Source organism: Streptomyces manipurensis (genome assembly GCF_049570255.1).
Classification (GTDB): domain Bacteria; phylum Actinomycetota; class Actinomycetes; order Streptomycetales; family Streptomycetaceae; genus Streptomyces; species Streptomyces manipurensis.
Genome location: NZ_CP186950.1, coordinates 4,289,661 through 4,312,953, shown reverse-complemented (window position 1 = coordinate 4,312,953; position 23,293 = coordinate 4,289,661). Strand labels below are relative to the sequence as shown.

19 protein-coding genes are annotated in these 23,293 nt (G+C 72.1%); 13 read left to right on the top strand and 6 right to left on the bottom strand.

The window, feature by feature from the left end:
• The first annotated feature begins 113 nt into the window (after positions 1-113).
• The 8 genes from ACPU2J_RS20000 (at position 114) to ACPU2J_RS19965 (ending at position 10,868) form a co-directional block, all read left to right on the top strand.
• Positions 114-1,307 (top strand): sensor histidine kinase, encoded by a 1,194-nt coding sequence (locus ACPU2J_RS20000; RefSeq protein ID WP_420079932.1) that lies wholly within the window; start codon positions 114-116, stop codon positions 1,305-1,307.
• Positions 1,308-1,652: 345 nt separating this feature from the next.
• Entirely contained in the window at positions 1,653-2,951 is a 1,299-nt protein-coding gene (locus tag ACPU2J_RS19995; protein ID WP_423833752.1) for a sensor histidine kinase, read from the top strand.
• Between the two features lie 443 nt (positions 2,952-3,394).
• A complete protein-coding gene (locus tag ACPU2J_RS19990) occupies positions 3,395-4,054 on the top strand; it encodes a response regulator transcription factor (protein WP_361591338.1) in 660 nt (219 codons plus the stop codon).
• 151 nt (positions 4,055-4,205) lie between these two features.
• Positions 4,206-6,146: a 2-oxoacid:acceptor oxidoreductase subunit alpha gene (locus ACPU2J_RS19985; protein ID WP_420079934.1), complete on the top strand. Its 1,941-nt coding sequence runs from the start codon at positions 4,206-4,208 to the stop codon at positions 6,144-6,146.
• A gap of 97 nt (positions 6,147-6,243) precedes the next feature.
• Positions 6,244-7,245, top strand: a complete 1,002-nt coding sequence (locus tag ACPU2J_RS19980; protein WP_361591340.1) for a 2-oxoacid:ferredoxin oxidoreductase subunit beta — start codon at positions 6,244-6,246, stop codon at positions 7,243-7,245.
• A 150-nt stretch (positions 7,246-7,395) separates the two neighbouring features.
• Positions 7,396-8,250: an SDR family oxidoreductase gene (locus tag ACPU2J_RS19975; protein ID WP_423833751.1), complete on the top strand. Its 855-nt coding sequence runs from the start codon at positions 7,396-7,398 to the stop codon at positions 8,248-8,250.
• Between the two features lie 133 nt (positions 8,251-8,383).
• Entirely contained in the window at positions 8,384-9,328 is a 945-nt protein-coding gene (gene rarD / locus ACPU2J_RS19970) for an EamA family transporter RarD (protein WP_423833750.1), read from the top strand.
• A gap of 223 nt (positions 9,329-9,551) precedes the next feature.
• Entirely contained in the window at positions 9,552-10,868 is a 1,317-nt protein-coding gene (locus ACPU2J_RS19965; protein WP_420079937.1) for a M28 family metallopeptidase, read from the top strand.
• Positions 10,869-10,928: 60 nt separating this feature from the next.
• On the opposite strand, the gene ACPU2J_RS19960 is transcribed toward ACPU2J_RS19965, so the two are convergent.
• The 4 genes from ACPU2J_RS19960 to ACPU2J_RS19945 all read right to left on the bottom strand — a co-directional run bounded on the left by ACPU2J_RS19960 (position 10,929) and on the right by ACPU2J_RS19945 (position 14,119).
• Entirely contained in the window at positions 10,929-11,348 is a 420-nt protein-coding gene (locus tag ACPU2J_RS19960; RefSeq protein ID WP_361591201.1) for a hypothetical protein, read from the bottom strand.
• Entirely contained in the window at positions 11,345-11,548 is a 204-nt protein-coding gene (locus tag ACPU2J_RS19955; protein ID WP_225884906.1) for a ribbon-helix-helix domain-containing protein, read from the bottom strand. The genes ACPU2J_RS19960 and ACPU2J_RS19955 overlap by 4 nt, the downstream gene beginning before the upstream one ends.
• A gap of 106 nt (positions 11,549-11,654) precedes the next feature.
• Positions 11,655-12,869 carry a LolA family protein gene (locus ACPU2J_RS19950; protein ID WP_423833749.1) on the bottom strand — a complete coding sequence of 405 codons (1,215 nt, stop codon included), beginning with the start codon at positions 12,867-12,869 and terminating at the stop codon, positions 11,655-11,657.
• A 239-nt stretch (positions 12,870-13,108) separates the two neighbouring features.
• Positions 13,109-14,119 (bottom strand): polyprenyl synthetase family protein, encoded by a 1,011-nt coding sequence (locus ACPU2J_RS19945; RefSeq protein ID WP_365070218.1) that lies wholly within the window; start codon positions 14,117-14,119, stop codon positions 13,109-13,111.
• Between the two features lie 190 nt (positions 14,120-14,309).
• On the opposite strand from ACPU2J_RS19945, the gene ACPU2J_RS19940 reads away from it, so the two are divergent.
• Both ACPU2J_RS19940 and ACPU2J_RS19935 read left to right on the top strand, forming a co-directional pair.
• Entirely contained in the window at positions 14,310-15,827 is a 1,518-nt protein-coding gene (locus ACPU2J_RS19940; RefSeq protein ID WP_423833748.1) for a peptide MFS transporter, read from the top strand.
• 21 nt (positions 15,828-15,848) lie between these two features.
• Entirely contained in the window at positions 15,849-17,852 is a 2,004-nt protein-coding gene (locus ACPU2J_RS19935) for a CocE/NonD family hydrolase (RefSeq protein ID WP_423833747.1), read from the top strand.
• 41 nt (positions 17,853-17,893) lie between these two features.
• Here the strand turns inward: ACPU2J_RS19935 and ACPU2J_RS19930 are convergent, their stop codons facing one another.
• Positions 17,894-18,712, bottom strand: coding sequence for an HAD family hydrolase (locus ACPU2J_RS19930; protein ID WP_361591210.1), 819 nt, complete (start codon positions 18,710-18,712; stop codon positions 17,894-17,896).
• 141 nt (positions 18,713-18,853) lie between these two features.
• Here ACPU2J_RS19930 and fahA point away from each other — a divergent pair, with 141 nt between their 5' ends.
• The 3 genes from fahA (at position 18,854) to ACPU2J_RS19915 (ending at position 21,587) form a co-directional block, all read left to right on the top strand.
• On the top strand, positions 18,854-20,089 hold the full coding sequence (gene fahA / locus ACPU2J_RS19925; RefSeq protein WP_423833746.1) for a fumarylacetoacetase: 1,236 nt from the start codon (positions 18,854-18,856) through the stop codon (positions 20,087-20,089).
• Positions 20,090-20,230: 141 nt separating this feature from the next.
• Positions 20,231-20,836 (top strand): hypothetical protein, encoded by a 606-nt coding sequence (locus tag ACPU2J_RS19920; RefSeq protein WP_423833745.1) that lies wholly within the window; start codon positions 20,231-20,233, stop codon positions 20,834-20,836.
• A gap of 124 nt (positions 20,837-20,960) precedes the next feature.
• On the top strand, positions 20,961-21,587 hold the full coding sequence (locus ACPU2J_RS19915; RefSeq protein ID WP_361591342.1) for a Uma2 family endonuclease: 627 nt from the start codon (positions 20,961-20,963) through the stop codon (positions 21,585-21,587).
• Positions 21,588-21,663: 76 nt separating this feature from the next.
• Here ACPU2J_RS19915 and nuoN read toward each other — a convergent pair whose 3' ends face one another.
• The gene (gene nuoN / locus ACPU2J_RS19910; protein ID WP_361591344.1) at positions 21,664-23,283 is read right to left on the bottom strand and encodes an NADH-quinone oxidoreductase subunit NuoN; all 1,620 of its coding nucleotides are present in this window, start codon (positions 23,281-23,283) and stop codon (positions 21,664-21,666) included.
• Positions 23,284-23,293: the final 10 nt, after the last annotated feature.

Here is a 23,293-nt window from a genome sequence, read left to right as displayed (position 1 = left end):
CTCGTACGGACGGGAGTCTAGGGCCTGCCTCACACGGGGTGGGGTTATCCCCCGTTCACAGCACCCCGGCCACCCCATGGCACCGGCGGGCCGTGCTTGACAGGGTGTGGCGCATGACCACGAGCCATGCCCTCCCCGACCACGACGGACCTCCTCCCGTACGGCCCGCATTCAGCGCCGTCACGTGGAAGGAAATCGCCCATCTGGTGATCAATCTGCCGGAGGGGATCATCGGATTCGTTTACGCGGTCGTCATGGTTTCCACCGCGGGCGGTCTTTCCGTGACCGCGATCGGACTTCCTTTGCTTGCGGTCGGTCTCTTTCTGTCCCGGCAATGGGGACGGCTCGAACGGGCCCGCGCCCGGTCGCTGCTGGGAGTCCGGATCGAGGAACCGAGTCCGCTTCCCGGTCCGCGGCGGTCCGGCGGTTTCTTCCCCTGGCTGTGGACGGGCATCAAGGATCCGGTCGGCTGGCGGACGGTGCTCTACCAGTTGATCCGGCTGCCCTGGGGCGTTCTCACCTTCACGGTAGTCCTGACGGGTCTGTTCGTGCTGTGGCCGGTGCTGCCCTACCTGGTGCGGCTGCTGGCGAACGTGGACCGCGCGATGGTGCGGGGTCTGCTGTCGCCCTCCGTCGACCTGGAGCGGCGGATAGCGGAGCTGGAGTCGGACCGCGGCGTGGTCGTCGACACGGCCGCGGCCGACCTGCGGCGCATCGAACGGGACCTGCACGACGGGGCGCAGGCCCGGCTGGTGGCCCTGGCGATGGGGCTGGGCCTGGCGAAGGAGAAGCTGCTGGAGGATCCGGAGGGCGCGGCGGCGATGGTCGACGAGGCCCACGGGGAGGTCAAGCTCGCGCTCCAGGAGCTGCGGGACCTCGCGCGGGGCATCCACCCGGCGGTGCTGACGGACCGCGGGCTGGACGCGGCGCTGTCGTCGGTGGCGGCGCGGTGCACGGTGCCGGTGAAGGTGGTGGTGGACCTGCCGGCGCAACGGCCGGCGGAGGCGATCGAGGGGATCGCGTACTTCGTGGTGTCGGAGCTGCTGCAGAACGTCAGCAAGCACGCGGGCTCGCAGGCGCGCGGCGCGAGCGTGGAGGTGTGGCGGGCGGACGCGCGGCTGGTGCTGCGGGTCTCCGACGACGGGCGCGGCGGCGCCGACGTCTCCCGCGGGAGCGGGCTGGCGGGACTGGCGGAGCGGCTGGACGCGGTGGACGGGGTGCTGGTCGTGGACTCCCCCGAGGGCGCGGGCACGGTGGTGACGGCGCAGCTGCCGTGGCGGGACCGCGGGGGTGCGGGGCGGGGGTGACCCCCGCGCCCTCGGGCGGCTCGCGCAGGGGCTCCCGGCCGGACCGGCCGGGAGCCCCTGCGCGTATCGGAGCCGGTACGGGGCCCCGTACGGGCACGCGTGGCCGTACGAGGAGCCGGCGCGGGGAAGCGGGTGCGGGGAAGCGGGTGCGGGGAAGCGGGTGCGGGGAAGCGGGTGCGGGGAAGCGGGTGCGGGGAAGCGGGTGCGCGGTGCCGTCGGAGGGGCCGGAGGGCCGGGGTGGGGATAACCCCCCGGCCGGTACGCCGACCCGCCGGATGGTTCAGGAATGGGGCCCGGCGCGAGGGTGGAGGAGTCACGGAGGAGCGGGAAGGGCGGGTCGGGGACATGGGCAACGGCGGCGGCGGCGGCGGGCTCCGCACGGTACTGGGTGCGCCGGTGACGGCGCGGACCTGGCGGGAGTTGGCCTACCTGCTGATCGGGCTGCCGCTGAGCACGCTGTACTTCTCGCTCGCGATCACCGGCGTGAGCCTCGGCGCCGGGCTGCTCGTCACCTTCCTCGGTGTCCCGGTGTTCGCCGTGCTGCTGGCGGTGGGCCGGGGGATCGGCGTACTGGAGCGGGCCCGGGTGCGGGGGCTGCTCGGGGTCCGCGTCGCCGCCCCGGCACCGATCCGGGCGGCGAAGCCCGGTGCGCTCGCCGCCATGGGGGCGCTGCTCAAGAACGGGAGTGCCTGGCGGCACGTGCTGTACTGCCTGATCCACTTCCCGTGGGCGGTGTTCGGTTTCTGTGTGGCACTGACGTTCTGGGCGTCGGGCTGGGCGTACCTCCTGTACCCGCTCTGGTACTGGGTCTTCCCCACGTTCACCGACCAGCCCGGGCTCCAGCTCTTCCAGAACGACGACTACACCTTCCACCTCGACGCCCCGGCCGAGATCGTGCTGACCAGTCTGGTCGGACTGGCCCTCACCCTCGCCACCCCTTGGGTGATCCGCGCCCTGACCACCGTCGACCGGGTGCTGGTCGTCGGACTGCTGGGGGCGTCCCGGCTGGCCGGCCGCGTCACCGAGCTGGAGTCGGACCGCGGGGTGGTGGTCGACACGGCCGCCGCCGACCTGCGGCGCATCGAGCGGGACCTGCACGACGGGGCGCAGGCCCGGCTGGCCTCGCTGGCCATGGAGCTGGGGTCGGCCAGGGAGCGGCTGGTCGAGGACCCGCAGGCCGCCGCGCGGCTGGTGGACGAGGCCCACGGAGAGGTGAAGGTCGCCCTCCAGGAGCTGCGGGACCTGGCCCGCGGGATCCACCCGGCCGTGCTGACGGACCGCGGGCTGGACGCGGCGCTGTCGTCGGTGGCCTCGCGGTGCGCGGTGCCGGTGAGGGTGGCCGTGGACCTGCCGGAGCGGCCTTCGGCGGCGGTCGAGGGGATCGCGTACTTCACGGTCTCGGAGCTGCTGCGGAACGTCAGTAGTCATGCCGGGGCCCGGTCCGCCTCGGTGGACGTGTGGAAGTCCGGGGAACGGCTGCTGCTGCAGGTCGGCGACGACGGCCGGGGCGGGGCGGCCGTACGGGCCGGGGCGGGGCTGGCGGGGCTGACCGAGCGGCTGGACGCGGTGGACGGCGTGCTCGTCGTCGACTCCCCGGCCGGCGGGGGGACGACGGTCACCGCCGAGCTGCCGTGGCGGACGTAGGCCCGCGGGACCCCCGTCCGATCGGCTGGGCGGGCCCCCGCCCGGGCGGACGGGGGCCCGCCCCACGCCCCCGCCCCACGCCCCCGCCCCACGCCCCCGCTCCGCGGCATGCACCCGACCGTCGCCGGTCCGTCAGGCGCCGCCCGACCGGCGAGGCCCCACGCCCCTGCCCGGCTCCTGGGCTCCCGCCCGGACCGGGGAGTGGCCTACGCCGGATGGACGCAGGGGCTGCGCGGGGCGGCTCGCCCCGGCAGCACCCCGCCCGCACCGCCCGGACCCGGAGCCGACCCGTCCGGACGTATCGGCATGTGAAAACTCCCCCCGTACGCCCACGTGTTGTCCCGGCTCTGCCTTCACCGGGGCTTGAGGCTGGGATGCTTGGCTGAGCCGGTCAGTACGGGAAATCGAGTGGACGCGGGAGCTGCTGAGTCGTGGACGACAGGGTGCGGGTGGTCATCGCCGAGGATTCAGTGCTGCTGCGCGAGGGCCTGACCCGGTTGCTGACCGACCGGGGGCATGACGTCGTGGCGGGCGTCGGGGACGCGGAGGCCCTGATCAAGACGGTGGCGGACCTCGCCGCCGAGGGCGCCCTGCCGGACGTGGTGGTGGCGGACGTGCGGATGCCGCCGACGCACACGGACGAGGGCGTGCGGGCGGCGGTGCAGCTGCGCCGCGACCATCCCGGGATAGGCGTGCTCGTGCTGTCGCAGTACGTGGAGGAGCAGTACGCGACGGAGCTGCTGGCCGGTTCCAGTACCGGAGTGGGGTATCTGCTGAAGGACCGGGTGGCCGAGGTCAGGGAGTTCCTGGACGCGGTGGTCCGGGTGGCCCGGGGCGGCACGGCCCTGGATCCGGAGGTGGTCGCGCAGCTGCTCGGCCGCAGCCGGAAGCAGGACGTGCTGGCGGGGCTGACCCCGCGCGAGCGCGAGGTGCTCGGGCTGATGGCCGAGGGCCGCACCAATTCCGCCGTGGCGAAGCAGCTGGTCGTCAGTGACGGCGCGGTGGAGAAGCACGTCAGCAACATCTTCATGAAGCTGGGCCTGTCGCCGAGTGACGGGGATCACCGGCGCGTACTGGCCGTGCTCACCTATCTGAAATCTTGATCGACTGACACTCTGTCAGATACGGCATACCGGTCGGGCCGTCTCGAAGGGCGGTCCTACGGTCCAGAATGTGGTCGCTCCTGGGGGCCCGATCCCTACCGACGTAGGGTGGGTTCTGGGGGTGCTCACGCCTCGAAGGAGGTCCAGTTCAGTGACCAGCCAGGTCAGCAGCCCAGAACAGGCCGACGGGGCCGGGGGTGCGGTTGTCGGCGGACAGCGCGCTCCGGAGAGTCCTGGCGGCAAGGAAGTGCGCCGTCTCGACCGTGTGATCATCCGCTTCGCGGGTGACTCCGGTGACGGCATGCAGCTCACCGGGGACCGCTTCACGTCGGAGACGGCGTCGTTCGGGAACGACCTGTCGACGCTGCCGAACTTCCCCGCCGAGATCCGCGCCCCCGCCGGCACCCTGCCGGGCGTCTCCTCCTTCCAGCTCCACTTCGCCGACCACGACATCCTCACCCCCGGCGACGCGCCGAACGTGCTCGTGGCCATGAACCCCGCCGCCCTGAAGGCGAACATCGGGGACGTGCCGCGCGGCGCGGAGATCATCGTCAACACGGACGAGTTCACCAAGCGCCCCATGGCCAAGGTCGGCTACGAGACCTCGCCGCTGGAGGACGGCTCGCTGGCGGCCTACAACCTCCACCCGGTGCCGCTGACGACCCTGACCGTCGAGGCGCTGAAGGACTTCGGGCTCTCCCGCAAGGAGGCCGAACGCAGCAAGAACATGTTCGCGCTGGGCCTGCTGTCGTGGATGTACCACCGGCCGACCGAGGCCACCGAGGCCTTCCTGCGGCAGAAGTTCGCGAAGAAGCCCCACATCGCCGAGGCGAACATCGTCGCCTTCCGCGCCGGCTGGAACTTCGGCGAGACGACCGAGGACTTCGCGGTCTCCTACGAGGTCGCGCCCGCCACCAAGGCCTTCCCCACCGGCACCTACCGCAACATCTCGGGGAACCTGGCCCTCTCCTACGGACTCATCGCCGCGGGCCAGCAGGCCGACCTGCCGCTCTACCTGGGCTCGTACCCGATCACCCCGGCCTCGGACATCCTGCACGAGCTGTCGAAGCACAAGAACTTCGGCGTGCGGACCTTCCAGGCCGAGGACGAGATCGCCGGCATCGGCGCGGCCCTGGGGGCCGCCTTCGGCGGGGCGCTGGCGGTGACGACGACCTCCGGGCCCGGTGTGGCGCTCAAGTCGGAGACGATCGGCCTCGCGGTCTCGCTGGAGCTCCCGCTGCTGATCGTGGACATCCAGCGCGGCGGCCCGTCCACGGGACTTCCGACGAAAACCGAGCAGGCGGACCTCCTCCAGGCCATGTTCGGCCGCAACGGCGAGGCTCCCGTGCCGATCGTGGCGCCGCGCACGCCCGCGGACTGCTTCGACGCCGCCCTCGACGCGGCCCGGATTGCGCTGGCCTACCGGACCCCGGTCTTCCTGCTCTCCGACGGCTACCTGGCCAACGGCTCCGAGCCGTGGCGGATCCCGGAGGTCACGGACCTGCCGGACCTGAAGGTCAAGTTCGCCACCGGCACGAACCACGTGCTCGATGACGGCACCGAGGTCTTCTGGCCGTACAAGCGCGACCCCGAGACGCTGGCCCGGCCCTGGGCGGTGCCCGGCACCCCCGGCCTGGAACACCGCATCGGCGGCATCGAGAAGCAGGACGGCACGGGCAACATCTCCTACGACCCCGCCAACCACGACTTCATGGTCCGCACCCGCCAGGCCAAGATCGACGGCATCCGGGTGCCCGACCTCGACGTCGACGACCCGGACGGCGCGAGCACCCTGGTCCTCGGCTGGGGTTCCACCTACGGGCCCATCACCGCCGCCGTCCGCCGGCTCCGGATCGCCGGACTCCCCGTCGCCCAGGCCCATCTGCGCCACCTCAACCCCTTCCCGAGGAATCTCGGCGAGGTCCTGGAGCGTTACGAGAAGGTAGTGGTGCCGGAGATGAACCTCGGGCAGCTCGCCACCCTGATCCGGGCGAAATACCTGGTGGACGCCCGGTCGTACCACCAGGTCAACGGAATGCCGTTCAAGGCGGAGCAGCTCGCGACGGTTCTCAAGGAGGCCATCGATGACTGAGGTGACCGAAGAGGCGACCGACGGCGCGGCACCCGGGCGGGCAGGCACCGCCCGCACCCTGCTCTCGTTGGTGCCGAAGGCCGAGGGCAAGCAGTCGATGAAGGACTTCAAGTCGGACCAGGAGGTCCGCTGGTGTCCCGGCTGCGGCGACTACGCCGTGCTGGCGGCCGTCCAGGGCTTCATGCCCGAGCTCGGGCTGGCGAAGGAGAACATCGTCTTCGTCTCCGGGATCGGCTGCTCCTCCCGCTTCCCGTACTACATGAACACCTACGGGATGCACTCCATCCACGGGCGCGCCCCGGCCATCGCCACCGGGCTCGCCACCTCCCGCCGGGACCTGTCCGTGTGGGTGGTCACGGGCGACGGCGACGCGCTCTCCATCGGCGGGAACCACCTGATCCACGCCCTGCGCCGCAACGTCAACCTCAAGATCCTGCTCTTCAACAACCGGATCTACGGGCTGACGAAGGGCCAGTACTCCCCCACCTCCGAGGTCGGCAAGATCACCAAGTCCACGCCGATGGGCTCGCTGGACGCGCCCTTCAACCCGGTGTCGCTGGCGATCGGCGCCGAGGCCTCGTTCGTCGCCCGCACCGTGGACTCCGACCGCAAGCACCTCACCGAGGTCCTGCGGCGGGCGGCCGACCACCAGGGCACAGCGCTCGTCGAGATCTACCAGAACTGCAACATCTTCAACGACGGCGCCTTCGAGGTCCTCAAGGACCAGGAGCAGGCCCGGGAGGCGGTGATCCGCCTGGAGGACGGCCGGCCGATCCGCTTCGGCGCGGACGGCGGCAAGGGCGTCGTCCGCAACCACGCGACCGGCGACCTGGAGGTCGTCGACGTCACCCCGGCGAACGAGTCGCAGGTCCTGGTGCACGACGCGGGCAACGCCAGCCCCACCACGGCGTTCGCCCTGTCCAGACTCGCCGACCCGGACACCCTGCACCGCACCCCGATCGGAGTCTTCCGCAGCGTCGAGCGGCCGGTCTACGACACCCTGATGGCCGACCAGCTCGACGCGGCCGTCGAGCGCAACGGCAAGGGAGACCTCGGTGCGCTGCTGAGCGGCAACGACACCTGGACCGTGGTCGGCTGACCTCGGCGCGCGGTGGCCGTCCCGGAGCCCGGATCCCCTCGGGGGGATCCGGGCTCCGCGGCATTCCACACCACCCCACAGAGAGCGCTTTCTAAAAGTTAGCGCTTACCTTACGATGGTGCTGTCGTCCCCCACGAGGAGAGAGCAGTCATGAGCATCGTCGTCACCGCAGCCACCGGAGCACTCGGCCGTCTCGTGGTCGGGGAACTCCTCGAACGGGTCCCCGCCGACCGGGTCGCCGTCGTCGTCCGGGACGTCGGCAAGGCGGCCGACCTGGCCGCACGCGGGGTGGAGGTGCGCGTCGCCGACTACGACGACCCCACCGCCCTGGCCACCGCCTTCCGGCCCGGGGACCGCGTCCTGCTGATCTCGGGCAACGAGTTCGGGCGGCGCGTCGCGCAGCACACCGCCGTGCTGGAGGCCGCACGGGCGGCCGGCGTGGCGCAGCTGGCCTACACGGGCATCCTCGGCGGCCCGGAGGCCGACTTCGACCTGGCCGCGGAGCACACCGCCACCGAGCGGGCCGTCCTGGCCTCCGGGGTCCCCTACACCTTCCTGCGCAACGGCTGGTACCACGAGAACTACACCCGCGAGCTGCCGGCCGTCCTCGGCCGGGGCACGGTCGTGGGCAGTGCGGGCGCGGGCCGGATCGCCTCCGCGGCGCGGGCCGACTACGCGGCCGCCGCGGCCGCGGTGCTCACCGGCGAGGGGCACCTGGGGCAGGTCTACGAGCTGTCCGGGGACACCGCGTGGAGCCTCGCGGAGTACGCGGCGGAGGTGTCGGCGCAGTCCGGCAAGGAGATCGCGTACACCGACCTGACGGCCGAGGAGCACCTGTCGGTCCTGACCGGGGCCGGGGTGCCGGCGGAGTTCGCCGCCGTCTTCGTGGACGTGGACGCGGCGATCGCCCGCGGCCGGCTGGCGGGCACCGGCGGGGACCTGGCCCGGCTGATCGGACGCCCGACGACGCCGGTGGCCGAGGCGATCGGCGCGGCGCTGGCCTGACGGCGGGTTCCCGGGCGGCGGCCGCGCGCCGCCCCCGGGAAGATGTCATGAGTATCTCGCGATTACGGGCATGACATCCGAGCCGTCCGGCGATACCGTCGTGAAGTTGGCTGGAAGTCGTACAGGAGGCCCCGTGAAAGCGGAGAACGAGCAGCGCACGGGTTTGCTCTACGGATTCGGCGCGTACGGGATCTGGGGGCTGGTCCCGCTCTTCTGGCCCCTGCTGGTGCCCGCGGGCGCCGTCGAGATCCTCGCCCACCGGATGACCTGGTCCCTGGCCGTGGTCGGGATCGCCCTGCTCTTCGTGCGCCGCTGGAGCTGGATGCGCGAGCTGCTGCGGCAGCCGCGCAAGCTGGCGCTGACCGCGCTGGCCGCCTCGGTGATCAGCGTGAACTGGGGCCTGTACATCTGGTCGGTCAACAACGGCCACGTCGTCGAATCGAGCCTCGGCTACTTCATCAACCCGCTGGTCAGCATCGCGATGGGCGTGCTCGTCCTCGGCGAGCGGCTGCGCCGCGCCCAGTGGGTGGCGGTCGGCCTCAGCTTCGTCGCCGTGCTGGTGCTCGCCGTGGGCTACGGGCGGCCGCCGTGGATCTCGCTGGTCCTGGCCTGTTCCTTCGCGACCTACGGGCTGATCAAGAAGAAGCTCAACATGGGCGGGCTGGAGTCCCTGGCGGCCGAGACCGCCCTGCTGTTCCTGCCGGCGCTGGGCTACCTGCTCTGGTTGGGCGCGCAGGGCCGGTCCACCTTCGCCTCGGAGGGCCTCGGCCACGGCCTGCTGCTGGCCGCGACGGGCCTGGTCACGGCGGTGCCGCTGGTGCTGTTCGGGGCGGCCGCGATCCGGGTCCCGCTGTCCACCCTCGGGCTGCTGCAGTACCTGGCGCCCGTCTTCCAGTTCGGGCTCGGCGTCCTGTACTTCCACGAGGCCATGCCCCCGGAGCGCTGGGTGGGCTTCTCCCTCGTGTGGGCCGCGCTCGCACTCCTCACCTGGGATGCCCTGCGTACCGCGCGCCGCTCCCGGGTGCGGCTGGAGGCGGCGCCCGCCGCCGCCCCGGCACCGGCCCGGGAGCCCGCATAGCGGAGCGCCGCGGGCCCGCCACGGGCGTACATCCCCACCTCACGATCCCCGGTACGGACCACCCGTACCGGGGATCGTCCGTTCAGCGAACGACCCTGACCGGATTATGGTCTTGACGGACAGTCATACTCTCGCTGAACATCAGGCTCGCACTGACGCACTAACGCTCACCCGCTCTCTCGCTCGTTCCGTCATATCCCCAGCGGAATCCCGGAGCCCCCACATGAGCCTGTCCGTCTCCCGGCGCCTCGCCGCCGTGACCGCGTTCGCGGTCGCCGGCCTGTTCGCCTCCACCGCCCCCGCCGCACTCGCCGCCCCCACGGCGGCGACCGCGGCGCCGACCCCGCCCGACATCCCGCTGGCCAACGTCAAGGCCCACCTGTCGCAGTTCTCGACGATCGCCGCCAACAACGGCGGCAACCGCGCCCACGGCCGGGCCGGCTACAAGGCGTCGATCGACTACGTGAAGGCCAAGCTCGACGCGGCGGGCTTCACCACCACCCTGCAGACCTTCACCTCCAGCGGCGCCACCGGCTACAACCTGATCGCCGACTGGCCGGGCGGCGACCCGAACTCGGTCCTGATGGCCGGCGCCCACCTCGACTCCGTCACCTCGGGCGCGGGCATCAACGACAACGGCTCCGGCAGCGCGGCCGTCCTGGAGACGGCCCTCGCGGTCTCCCGGGCCGGGCTGCAGCCCACCAAGCACCTGCGCTTCGGCTGGTGGGGCGCGGAGGAGCTCGGTCTGATCGGGTCGAAGTACTACGTCAACAACCTGCCGTCGGCCGAGCGGGCCAAGTTCGCCGGGTACCTGAACTTCGACATGATCGGCTCGCCCAACCCGGGCTACTTCGTCTACGACGACGACCCGACGATCGAGCAGACCTTCAAGAACTACTACGCGGGCATCGGCGTCCCGACCGAGATCGAGACCGAGGGCGACGGCCGCTCCGACCACGCCTCGTTCAAGAACGTGGGCATACCGGTCGGCGGCCTGTTCACCGGCGCCAGCAACACCAAGACCTCCGCGCAGGCACAGAAGTGGGGCGGCACCGCCGGCCAGTCCTTCGACCGCTGCTACCACTCCTCCTGCGACAACACCGCGAACATCAACGACACCGCGCTGGACCGCAACGCGGACGCCGTCGCCTACGCGATCTGGCACCTGGGCGCCTCCACCCCGGTCCCGCCCGGCCCGTCCTTCGAGAACACGGCGGACGTGAACATCCCGGACTCCCCCGGTGCGGCCGTCAACTCGCCGATCGCGGTCTCGGGCGTCGCGGGCAACGCCCCGGCCACCACGAAGGTGGACGTGAACATCGTCCACACCTACCGCGGTGACCTGGTGGTCGACCTGGTCGCCCCGGACGGCACGGTCTACAACCTGCACAACCGCAGCGGCGGCAGCGCCGACAACATCGTGGGGTCGTACACCGTGAACGCCTCCAGCGAGGTCGCGAACGGGACCTGGAACCTCCGGGTCAGGGACGCGGCCGCCCAGGACGTCGGCTACATCAACAGCTGGAAGATCACCTTCTAGCCGGCCGGCGCTCCCGCTCTCCTCGGGCTCCGGCACGGTCCGCCCGGATCGTGCCGGAGCTCAGCCGTCCTCGGCACGGGCCGCCGGGGACGAGGCCTCCAGCGGCTCGTTCATCCGGGCCCGCAGCTCCTCGGCCACGGCCGCCACGTCCGCGCGGCCCAGCTTCGCCGCCTCGACCAGGTCGCCGAGCTCCTCCGGCGTGGGCAGCTTCGCGGCCCCGGCCACGCGCAGGTACGAGCGCGTCGCCGCGGCCGCGTAGAACTCGTTCATCGGCGATTCCAGTGCCGGGCAGACCGCGAGGGTGTGCAGAAACGCGGCGGCCCGCCACGCGGTGTCCGGGGCGGGCTGTTCGGGCACCAGGACGAGGTCGTTCTGGTGCCTGGCGACGGCGGCGGCCACCCCGGAGGGGTCCCACACCGCGGGATCCGAAGGGAGATGGTGGGCCAGAGCGGTCCAGGCCCACTCCATGGTGATCTTCAATTGCCGAACCGCTCCTGGAAGTAGCCCCAGTGATCGGCGAACTCCTCTATGCCGGAGAGGAAGTTCTTCCGGTCCTCGTCGAGCTCGCGCTCGGTCACCTCGGTGATCAGCGCGGTGACCGTCGTCCCCAGCGCCGCCGCGCGCGCCTTCAGGCGCTCGTGGAACTCCTCGTCCAGGCGGATGGTGACGTGTCTCGACATGCCCAACACCGTACAGCGGCCGCGCTGTACGGGCAGCACCCATGACACAAAGGGTGGGCGGGGACACAGTCCCCGCCCACCCTTGGGTCCGTCGCCGCCGGGACGGCTACTTGTTGGCGTCGGCCGCCTTCACCAGCGCGTCCTTGGTGACGGCGCCGGCGTAGACCTTGCCGTCGTCCGTGAGCAGGACGTTGAACAGGCGGGTGGACAGGACCCGGCCCTCACCGAAGCTGCCGCCCACCTTGTCCCCGAGGGAGTCGAGGAACTGCTTGGCCTCCTTCGGGGCGTTCTTGTCGTTCTCCAGCTCCTTGAGCCCCTTGCCCGCGCCCGTGTCCATCCGCGCGATCGTCGCCCAGCCCTCGCCGAGCACCTTCACGTCGCCCTTGCCGTTCTGGCCGCCGGCCAGCGCGTCCAGGCCGGGGATGGACTCCAGCGCCTTGAACGCGCCGTCCTTGTCGCCCTTGCCGTGGTCGTCCGTGCCCTCGGTCACCTTGGCGCCCTTGGGCGGGGTGAAGGCGAAGGTGTCGGCGGCGGGCTTGGCGAAGTCCACCTTGGTGAAGCCGGCGTCCACGATGGGCTTGCCGCCCTGGGCGGAGAGCAGCTGCACGCGCAGCGGCACGCCGTTCCTGGCGTCCACCGCGATCTGCACCGATCCGACGGTCGAGCCGGCCTGCTTGGGCTTGAGCACCAGCTGGTAGGCGTCGCGCCCGGCCACCTGCGCGGTCTCGCCGACGCTGACGTCCGTGGTGGGGCCGGCGGCCGCGAGGATCTCCTCGGCCATCTTCTGCGGGGTGGCGTTCAGCCGGTCGCCGGTCTTGTGCTCCTTGCCCGCACCCTTGCCGGCCGCCTTCTCCGACGGGGTCGCCTTCTCGTGGAAGACCTCGTTGGACTTGGAGTCGTAGCCCCACACGTCGTCGCCGTTGTGGATGAGGCTGTACTCGTCCTTGCCGTCCAGGAAGGTCAGCTTCTGGCGGTCCTCGCCGTCGGCCGCGACCCGGAGGGTGTGCGTGCCGTTCGCGAGCTGCGCGACCTTGTCCTGCGGGTCGGCGGAGCCGCCCGTGACGCCGCCGCCCCCGAGCAGGCCGGACGCGAGCTTCGGCAGGCCCAGGTCGGTGCTGATCTTCGCCGTGCCCGACAGCTGCTCCACGTCCGAGGCGGCGATCTTCTCGATCAGCTGCTGCGCCGTCACCTTGGGCAGGTCGGGCCCTCCGGCGTTGGCGAAGGCCGGGACCATCGCCACGGTCGCCGCGGCGACGCCCGCCACCGCGACCGGTACGGCGTACCGGGCGACCTTGCGAGAAGTCTTCGTGTTCGCTGCCATGTCAGTGCCCTGCCCTCTGTGTCGACGGCGGCGACATCCGTTTCGCCGCGCTCACCCGATCCGGTGGGGTTGATAACTCCATCTGACCAAAAAGACGGGCCGGGGGCGTCAGCCCCCGGACGCAACCGGACGTAATACCGAGGGATGACACGCGGCGGGCCCTCCTCCCCCGACCCGTAGGGGTCGGCGGGGAGGAGGGCCCGTCGCACGACGGGGCGGCGGACCACCCCTGCGCGGTGTCAGCCGGCGCGGTGCACCACCGCGTCGCAGAGCTCCTCCAGGGCCGCCTTCGCGAAGCACTCGGGCAGCGGCGCGAGCGTGGCCCGCGCGTCCTCCGCGTAGCGGATGGTGTCGCGGCGGGCCTGTTCCAGGGCGGGGTGCGCCCGCAGCCGGGTGAGGACCTCGGCGTGGCGGGCGTCGTCCGTCAGGTCGCCGTCCAGCAGCTCCACGAGCTCCAGGTCCTCCGGGCGGCCGTCGCGCGCGGCCATCTCGCGCAGCCGCAGCACGGGCAGCGTCGGGATGCCCTCGCGCAGGTCCGTGCCCGGCGTCTTGCCGGACTCGTGCGCGTCGGAGGCGATGTCGAGGACGTCGTCGGCGAGCTGGAAGGCGGTGCCGAGGCGCTCCCCGTACTGGGTGAGGATGTCGACGACCGACTCGTCGGCTCCGGACATGAGCGCGCCGAACCGGCCGGAGACGGCGATCAGCGAGCCGGTCTTGCCGGCGATGACGTCGAGGTAGTGGGCGACGGGGTCGCGGCCGTCGCGCGGTCCGGCGGTCTCCAGGATCTGGCCCGTCACGAGCCGCTCGAAGGCCTCCGCCTGGATGCGCACGGCCTCGGGACCGAGGTCGGCCAGGATGTGCGAGGCACGGGCGAAGAGGAAGTCACCCGTGAGGACGGCCACCGAATTGCCCCAGCGGGCGTTGGCGCTCTCCACCCCGCGGCGCACGTCGGCCTCGTCCATGACGTCGTCGTGGTAGAGCGTCGCGAGGTGCGTGAGCTCGACCACCACGGCCGACGGGACGATCCCGGGCGCGTAGGGGTCGCCGAACCGGGACGCGAGCATGACGAGCAGCGGCCGGAACCGCTTGCCGCCGGCCCGGACCAGGTGCTGTGCGGCCTCGGTGATGAAGGGGACTTCGCTCTTGGTGGCTTCCAGCAGACCCGCCTCGACGGCGGCCAGTCCGGCCTGGACATCGGTCTCAAGAGCCTGGTCCCGCACGCTCAGTCCGAACGGCCCGACGACGGTCACGAGGGGTACTCCTGTCTGCTGACGATCACGCTGACGATCACATGGATTGTCGATGTGTCGCTGCCATCACTCAAGCCAGCGTATCGGGTCCCTTTTCGATCACCGAGAGGGCCTTCCCGGCCACCCGCCACGCACCGCCCGATGAGCCCCGGTATGTTCGTGAGGAGCCGAATCAACCGGAGAGTGCGTTTTGCCCACATCTGCAACCGATCGGGACGAGCCCGCGGATCCGGAGGCCGAACAGCCGCCGCCCGGTGACGAGCATGCCTTCCTCGGGCACCCTCGGGGCCTCGCCACGCTCTCCGGACTGGAGGTGTGGGAGCGCTTCTCCTTCCTCGGCATGCAGGCCATCCTCGTCCTCTACTTCGCGGACACGGTGGCCCACGGCGGCCTGGGCATGGACCCGGGCACCGCCGCCTCGGTGGCGGCCGCCTACGGAACCATGGTCTACCTCGTCTCCGTCGCCGGCGGATGGCTCGCCGACCGCATCCTCGGCTCGTACCGCGCCGTGCTCTGGGGCGGCATCCTCATCGCCTGCGGCCACTACGCCATGGCCGTGCCCACCACCGCCATGACCTGGACCGGCCTCGGCCTGATCAGCGCGGGCACCGGCCTGCTCAAGCCGAACGTGGCCACCATGGTGGGCAAGCTCTACCGCACGGACGACGACCGGCGCGACGCCGGCTTCGCCCTCTACTACATGGCCATCAACATCGGCGCCTTCGCCGGACCGCTGGTCACCGGCTGGCTCGGCGAGCACCAGGGCTGGCACTGGGGCTTCTCCGCCGCCGCGATCGGCATGACCGCGGGCCTGGTCCAGTACGTGCTGGGCCGCCGTCACCTGGCCGGGCGCAGGCACTCCGCCGAGTACGCGCTCGCGCCCGCCGCCCTGGGGCGCGCCGTACGGCTGATCATCGGCGGGGGTCTCGCCGCCGCCGCGCTCGCCACCCTTCTGGCCGTCATCGGCTGGTTGACGATGGACCGGTTCGTCGACCTGCTGACGCTCGTCTCGGTCCTCGCGCCCGTCGTCTATTTCGCGGTCATGTTCCGCAGCCCCCGGGTGACGGCCGCGGAGCGCGGCCGGCTGCGCCCGTACGTGGTGCTCTTCCTGGCCTCGGTCGCCTTCAACTTCATCCTCTTCCAGGCCTACTCCACGATGATGCTGCTGGCCTCGACCAACGCCCGCACCACGATCCTCGGCTTCGACTTCCCGTCGAGCTGGTACGCCTCCGCCCTCGGCGCCTTCGAGGTCGCGCTGGCCCCGGTGGTCGCCGCCGTCTGGGCCAGGATGGGCCCCCGCCAGCCGCACGCCTCCAACAAGATCGCCATCGGGGTGATCCTCGGCGGCCTGTCCTTCCTGCTCATGGTGATCCCCACCTCGGGGCACGACGGGGACTCCTACCGGATGGCCGCCTGGTGGATCGTCGGGTCGTACCTGCTGCTCGGCCTCGGCGACGTCCTGCTGGAGACCTCGGGCATGTCGGCCACCAGCAAGCTCGCCCCCCGGGCCTTCGGCAGCCAGACGATGGCCCTCTGGTTCCTCTCCCTCGCCCTGGCCAACGGCATCCAGGCGCAGGTGGTCAAGGCCTACGGCCAGGTGTCCCACCCCGTGTACTTCGGCGTCAACGGCGCCGTAGCGGTGGCGGCCGGCCTGGCCGTGATCGCACTGGCGCCGTGGCTGCGCCGCACCATGCACCCCGTCCACTGAGGCGATTGGCGGCCGAACCCGATGATCATCCGCACCGAGTTCCCGTACCGGACCACGCACGAGGACGTCCGGATCCCGCTCCCCGACGGCGTCGCGCTGTACGCCCGCGTCTGGCGGCCCGTGACGGACGAACCGGTCCCCGCCCTGCTGGAGTACCTCCCCTACCGGCTCACCGACTGGACCGCGCCCCGCGACGCCCAGCGCCACCCCTGGTACGCGGGCCACGGATACGCCTCCGTACGCGTCGACGTGCGCGGCCACGGCTGCAGCGGCGGGCGGCCGGGCGACGAGTACGACCCGCGCGAGCTGGCCGACGGGGTCGCGGTCGTGGAGTGGCTGGCGGCGCAGCCGTGGTGCACGGGCGCGGTGGGGATGTTCGGGATCTCGTGGGGCGGATTCAACTCCCTCCAGATCGCCGCCCTGGCCCCCGAGCCCCTCAAGGCGGTCGTCACCGTCTGCTCCACCGACGACCGCTACGACAACGACGTCCACTACATGGGCGGCTCCGTGCTCGCCGTCGACATGCACGCGTGGGCGGCCACCATGCTGGCCTTCACCGCCCGGCCGCCGGACCCGCTCTTCGCCGGCGACGGCTGGCGCGCGCAGTGGCTGGAGCGTCTGGAGGCGATGGAGCCGCTGGTCCACACCTGGCTGTCCCACCAGACCCGCGACGACTACTGGCGCCACGGGAGCGTCTGCGAGGACTACACGGCGGTCGGCGCGGCCGTCCTCGCCGTCGGCGGCTGGCACGACCCCTACCGGGACACCGTGCTGCGCCTGGTGGAGCACCTGGACCCGCGGCGGGTCCGCGGGCTGATCGGGCCCTGGTCGCACCAGTACCCGGACCGCGGGCTGCCGCCCGGACCCGCGATCGGCTTCCTCCAGGAGACCCTGCGCTGGTGGGACCACTGGCTGAAGGGGGTGGACAACGACGTGATGGACGAGCCGCTGCTGCGGGCCTGGATCAGCGACGCGCACCCGCCGGCCACCGTGTACGAGGAGCTGCCGGGCCGCTGGGTCGCCGAGCGGAGCTGGCCCTCGGCGACGGTGGTCCCCGTCCCGTACGTGTTCGCGGGCGCGCCGGTGGCCGTGGCCTCGCCGCAGCACACGGGGCTCGACGCGGGCCGTTTCTTCCCCTTCGGCAACGAGGCCGACCTGCCGCCGGACCAGCGCGAGGAGGACGCCAAGTCGGCCTGCTTCGAGTTCCCGGTCGAGGGCGACGAGCCGGTGGAGATCCTGGGGCGCGCGTCGGTGACCCTGCGGCTGCGCCTCGACGTCCCGTACGGGCAGGTCGTGGCCCGGCTCTGCGACGTCGCCCCGGACGGCTCCTCGACGCTCGTCACCCGGGGCGCGCTGAACCTGTCCGCCCGGCAGGGCCGCCACCGGGCCGTCCCGTGGCCGGTGGGCTCGTACGAGGACGTCTCCTTCGAGCTGGGCGGCATCGGGCACGCCTTCCCGCCGGGGCACCGGATCCGCCTGGCGGTGTCCTCCGCGTACTGGCCGTGGATCTGGCCGCGGGCCGGCTCCGAGGCCGGCTGGACCCTGGACCCGGCGGGCAGCGCGCTGACCCTGCCCGTGCGGGTGGCCGGGCCGGCCGAGGACGGGATCGTGTTCGAGCCGCCGGAGCAGGCGGAGCCGCTGGGGGTGACGGTCCCGGCCACCCTGGACGAACCCCGCCCGGAACGGCTCGTCGTACGGGACGTCGCGCGCGGCACCTGGCGGCTGGAGGTCGACCCGCGCTACGGGGGCACCCGCGTGTACCCGGACGGCCTGGAGTACGGCGAGGAGGCGGAGGAGACCTACGAGATCCAGGACGCGGACCCGCTGTCGGCGCGGACCCGCTCGCGGTGGCGGATCCGGCTGCACCGGCCGGACCTGGGCTGGGACGCCCGGGTGGAGACCCGCTCGGAGATCACCTGCGACGAGGGCGGCTTCCTCACGTCGAACGAGGTGGTGTGCCGGGAGGGCGACGAGGTGGTCTTCCACCGCACCTGGGAACGCCGCCTCCCGCGCAGCGCGGGCTGACCGCCCGCCCGGCCCCGACCGGCCCGGGGCAGCAGGGCCGGTCAGGCGTAGAGGCGCTCCAGGACCACCGCGACGCCGTCCTCGTCGTTCGACAGGGTCACCTCGTCCGCCACGGCGACCAGCTCGCGGTGCGAGTTCGCCATCGCCACCCCCCATGCCGCCCACGCGAACATGGGGATGTCGTTCGGCATGTCGCCGAAGGCGATCGTCCCCGCCGGGGACGCCCCCAGGACCTCGGCGGCGCGGGCGAGCCCGCCCGCCTTGTCGATGCCGAGCGGCTGGAGCTCCACGGTGTGCTCCCCCGCCATGGTGACGTTCACCAGGTCCCCGACCACCGCCCGGGCCACCCGCGTCAGCTCGTCGTCGTCGAGCTCCGGGTGCTGGAGCAGCACCTTGTTGATCGGCGCCGACCACAGGCCCGAACGCCGCGGGACCCGGACCGTCGGCAGGTGGGGGTGCCACATCCGGTAGCCCGGCCCCATCAGCATCTCCGCGTCCAGGCCCTCCTGGTTCACGGCCGCGTAGACCTCGCCGATCTCGGCCTCGATCTTGCCGAGGGCCACCTCGGCGAGCTCGCGGTCCATGGCGACGGAGTGCAGCATCCGGCCGCGCGCCGCGTCGTACACCTGGGCGCCCTGCGCGCACACCGCGAGCCCCGTATAACCGAGGTCGTCCAGGACGTGCCGGACCTGTGGCACCGGGCGTCCGGTGACGACGATGTGCTGGGCGCCGACGGCGCGGGCCTTCGCGAGAGCCCCGTAGGAACGGGCGGAAACGGTGTCCCCCGCGCGCAGCAGGGTCCCGTCAAGGTCGGTCGCGATCAAAGCAGGGGGGAGGGCCGGAAGAGGCGCGGAAGTCACGGCGCCAAGGATACGGACCCCTGCGGACAAGTCCTACAAATAGAGCCCGAATCCGGCCTCCCCTAGGCCCCTTCAGCCACGTAACGTGTCAACCAGCCCCCGGGACACCCCCGGACCGCGTCGAAAGCGAGGCAGCACCCCATGCCCCAGCAGAGCCCCCTCGATGTCCCCGAGGGCGACCCGTTCGGGCCGCACAACCTCCCCTACGGCGTCTTCTCGACCGCCGGGGAGGAGCACCGCCGGATCGGCGTGCGCATCGGCGGGCACGTGCTCGACGCGGGGGCGGCCGCGGTCGCGCTCGGCTCCCCGTACGCCGGACTGCTCGGGCAGCCCTCCCTCAACCCGCTGCTGGCCGCCGGCCGCACCGCCTGGCGCGACGTGCGCCGTGCGCTGACCGCCTGGGTGACCGACCCCGGCCACCGCCCCACCGTCGAGCCGCACCTGCTGCCGCTGGACGCGGTCACGCTGCACCTGCCGTACGAGGTCGCCGACTACGTCGACTTCTACGCGAGCGAGCACCACGCCACCAACGTCGGCCGCATGTTCCGCCCCGACGGCGACGCGCTGACCCCCAACTGGAAGCACCTGCCGATCGGTTACCACGGCCGCTCCGGCACGATCGTGGTCTCCGGGACCGACGTCGTACGGCCCTCCGGGCAGCGCAAGGCCCCCACCGACCCGGCGCCCGTCTTCGGCCCGTCCGTCAAGCTCGACATCGAGGCCGAGGTCGGCTTCGTCGTGGGTGCGCCCTCGGAGCTGGGCAGCCCGGTGCCGCTGGGCGCGTTCGAGGACCACGTCTTCGGTCTGTTCCTGCTCAACGACTGGTCGGCGCGCGACATCCAGGCCTGGGAGTACGTGCCGCTCGGCCCCTTCCTCGGCAAGTCCTTCGCCACCTCCGTCTCCGCCTGGGTGACCCCCCTGGAGGCCCTGGACGCCGCCCGGGTGGCCCCGCCGGCCCGGGACTTCCCGCTCCTGCCCTACCTGGACGACGCGGCCGTCGACCGTCCGGGCGGCTTCGACCTGCACATCACCGTGTCCGTCAACGGGCAGGAGGTGGCGCGGCCGCCGTTCGCGACGATGTACTGGACCGCCGCCCAGCAGCTCGCCCACATGACCGTCAACGGCGCCTCCCTGCGCACCGGCGACGTCTTCGGCTCGGGCACGGTCAGCGGCCCGGAGGTCGCCCAGCGCGGCTCGCTGCTGGAACTCACCTGGAACGGCCGCGACGCCATCGAGCTGGCCGACGGCAAGCGGACCTTCCTGGAGGACGGGGACACCGTCACCCTGACCGCGTGGGCCCCCGGCCCGGACGGCACCCGCGTCGGCCTCGGCGAGGTCACCGGGCGCATCGTGCCGGCGGCGCCCGCGGCGCAGTAGTCCTCGGCGCCTCCGGACGGGGCCTGCCCGGCCCCCGTTCGGAGGCGCGCCGCGTGCGGCGCGCGCGGCGGCCCGGGATGGTGGACGGACGACCGGGAGCGGGAACCCGTACCCGGTACCCCCACCGCGAGGAGCCGCGCCATGACCGTACGCAGCCTGAGGACCCTCGTCACCTGCGCGGCCGCCGTGACGCTCGGCCTGACCGCCGTGGCCCCGGCCGCCGGGGTCGAGGGCCCGGCGCCCGACCCGCGCAACGCGAAGGCCATGCGGGACATGGCGACGGCGATGGCGGCGACCGCCAAGTACGCGGACGAGCGGCAGGCCCTCAAGGACGGGTACGTCCCGATGGGCGAGGAGTGCATGACGAACCCGTTCGGGGCGGGCGCCATGAACTACCACTACGTCAAGCAGGCCAACTGGGGCTCGAAGGACCCGGCGAGGCCCACGGCGCTCCTCTACAGCCGGGAGAAGGACAAGAACGGCCGGCGCCGGCTGGAGACGGTGGAGTGGATGTCCACCGACCGCGACCAGGACCTGAAGACGGCCGACGACCGGCCGAGCATGTTCGGGCTGCCCTTCGACGGGCCGATGCCGGGCCACTGGGCGGGCATGCCCAAGCACTACGACCTGCACATGTGGGCCTACAAGGAGAACCCGGCGGGCCGCTTCCACAACTGGAACACCGCTCTGACCTGCCCGAAGAAGGCTCCGACCCCGGGCAAGCCGGCCACCTCCCACGGCCACTAGCCGCGGCCGCGACCGGGTTCGTCAAGTGGCAACGGCATATGACTCACTCGTCAGTGTGAGCTCGCGCGAGAACTCCGGCGATACGCTGAGCGGACTCGCGAGACTCTGCCCCATGGGAGCACTGATGAGCGTCGGACCCGCAGCGCCGCAGCCCGAACCGGAGCCGGAGCCGGGGCCCCGCTGGCCCATCCCGCCCGCGGGCGGCTGGACCGCGGACGACCTGGACACGCTTCCGAATCTGCCTCCGCACACGGAGCTGATCGACGGGAGCCTGATCTTCGTGAGTCCGCAGAGCATCTTCCACGAGCGAGCCGTCGACTTGTTCAAGTGGCAGCTGCGGTCGGCGGCACCCGCCGACTTCGAGATCTTTCGCGAGTTCACGATCGACATCGACGCACACAACCGGCCCGAGCCGGACGTGGTGGTCGTCCGCACCGATGTCGTGGACGACCTGGAACAGACCCGTTTCCCCGCCGGGGCGGTGGAGCTCGCCATCGAGGTGGTCTCCCCCGACTCGGTCGGACGCGACCGCGAGACCAAGCCGTTGAAGTACGCCAGGGCCGGGATCGTGCACTTCTGGCGGGTCGAGAACAAGGACGGACGCGCCGTGGTCTACGTCTACGAGTTGGATCCCGCCACGGGCTCCTACGTGGCGACGGGCATCTTCCACGACCGCCTGAAGCTCTCCGTACCGTTCACCATCGACGTGGACCTCACGGCGATCACGCCCCGCCACCGTCCGAAGAAGTAGCCCCGCGCACGGCCGTGGGCCCGGCCCCCGAGGAAGGGGGCCGGGCCCACGGCCGTGTGGTGGAGCGGTGGAGCGGTCAGCGGACGAAGGTGCTCGCCTGCCCCGCCAGGTCCAGGAAGTACTGCGGCGCCAGGCCCAGGACCAGGGTGACCGCGACGCCCACCGCGATGGTGGTCATCGTCAGCGGCGAGGGCACGGCCACGGTCGGACCGTCGGCCTTCGGCTCGCTGAAGAACATCAGGACGATCACCCGGATGTAGAAGAACGCGGCGATCGCGGAGGAGAGGACGCCGATCACGACCAGCGCCCCGGCGCCGCCCTCGGCCGCGGCCGAGAACACGGCGAACTTCCCGGTGAAGCCCGACGTCAGCGGAATGCCGGCGAAGGCGAGCAGGAAGACCGCGAAGACGGCTGCCGTCAGCGGCGAACGCCGTCCCAGACCGGCCCACTTGGACAGGTGGGTGGCCTCGCCGCCCGCGTCGCGGACCAGCGTGACCACGGCGAACGCGCCGATCGTGACGAAGGAGTACGCGGCCAGGTAGAAGAGGACGGCCCGCACGCCCTCCGCCGAGGTCGCGATGACACCGGCCAGGATGAAGCCGGCGTGGGCGATGGACGAGTAGGCCAGCAGGCGCTTGACGTCCGTCTGGGTCACGGCGATCACCGCGCCCGCCAGCATGGTGACGATGGCGATGCCCCACATCACCGGGCGCCAGTCCCAGCGCAGCCCCGGCAGGACCACGTAGAGCAGGCGCAGCAGGGCGCCGAAGGCGGCCACCTTCGTCGCGGCGGCCATGAAGCCGGTGATCGGGGTCGGGGCGCCCTGGTAGACGTCCGGGGTCCACATGTGGAACGGGACGGCGCCGACCTTGAAGAGCAGGCCCGTCAGGATGAGCGCGCCGCCGATCAGCAGCAGCGCGTCGTTGCCCATGGTCCCCGCGAGGGCCGGGTCGATCGTGGTGACGGTCCCGTCGACCACGTCGGCGATCACCGCGTACGAGACCGAGCCCGCGTACCCGTAGAGCAGGGCGATGCCGAAGAGGAGGAAGGCCGAGGAGAAGGCGCCGAGCAGGAAGTACTTCACCGCGGCCTCCTGGGACATCAGCCGCTGGCGGCGGGCGACGGCGCACAGGAGGTACAGCGGGAGGGAGAAGACCTCCAGGGCGATGAACAGCGTCAGCAGGTCGTTGGCCGCCGGGAAGATGAGCATTCCGGCGATCGCGAACAGGGCCAGCGGGAAGACCTCGGTGGTGGTGAAGCCCGCCTTGACCGCGGCCTTCTCGCTGTCGCTGCCGGGCACCGACGCCGCCTGGGCGGCGAAGGAGTCCACGCGGTTGCCGTGCGCGGCCGGGTCCAGGCGCCGCTCGGCGAAGGTGAAGACCGCGACGACCGAGGCCAGCAGGACGGTGCCCTGCAGGAAGAGCGCCGGGCCGTCCACGGCGATGGCGCCCATCGCCGCGACGTGCGCCTTCGTGGAGCCGTACCCGCCGGCGGCGAGGCCGACGACCGCCGCGAAGGCGGAGGCCAGCGCGGCCAGGGCCAGGAAGACCTGGACGTGGTAGCGGGCCTTGCGGGGCACGAAGGCCTCGACCAGGATCCCGATGATCGCCGCGCCGACCACGATCAGCGTGGGTGCGAGCTGGGCGTACTCGATGGTCGGGGCCGGAATCCGGCCGGCCGGCCCGTCCGCCGCCATTGTCCACAGG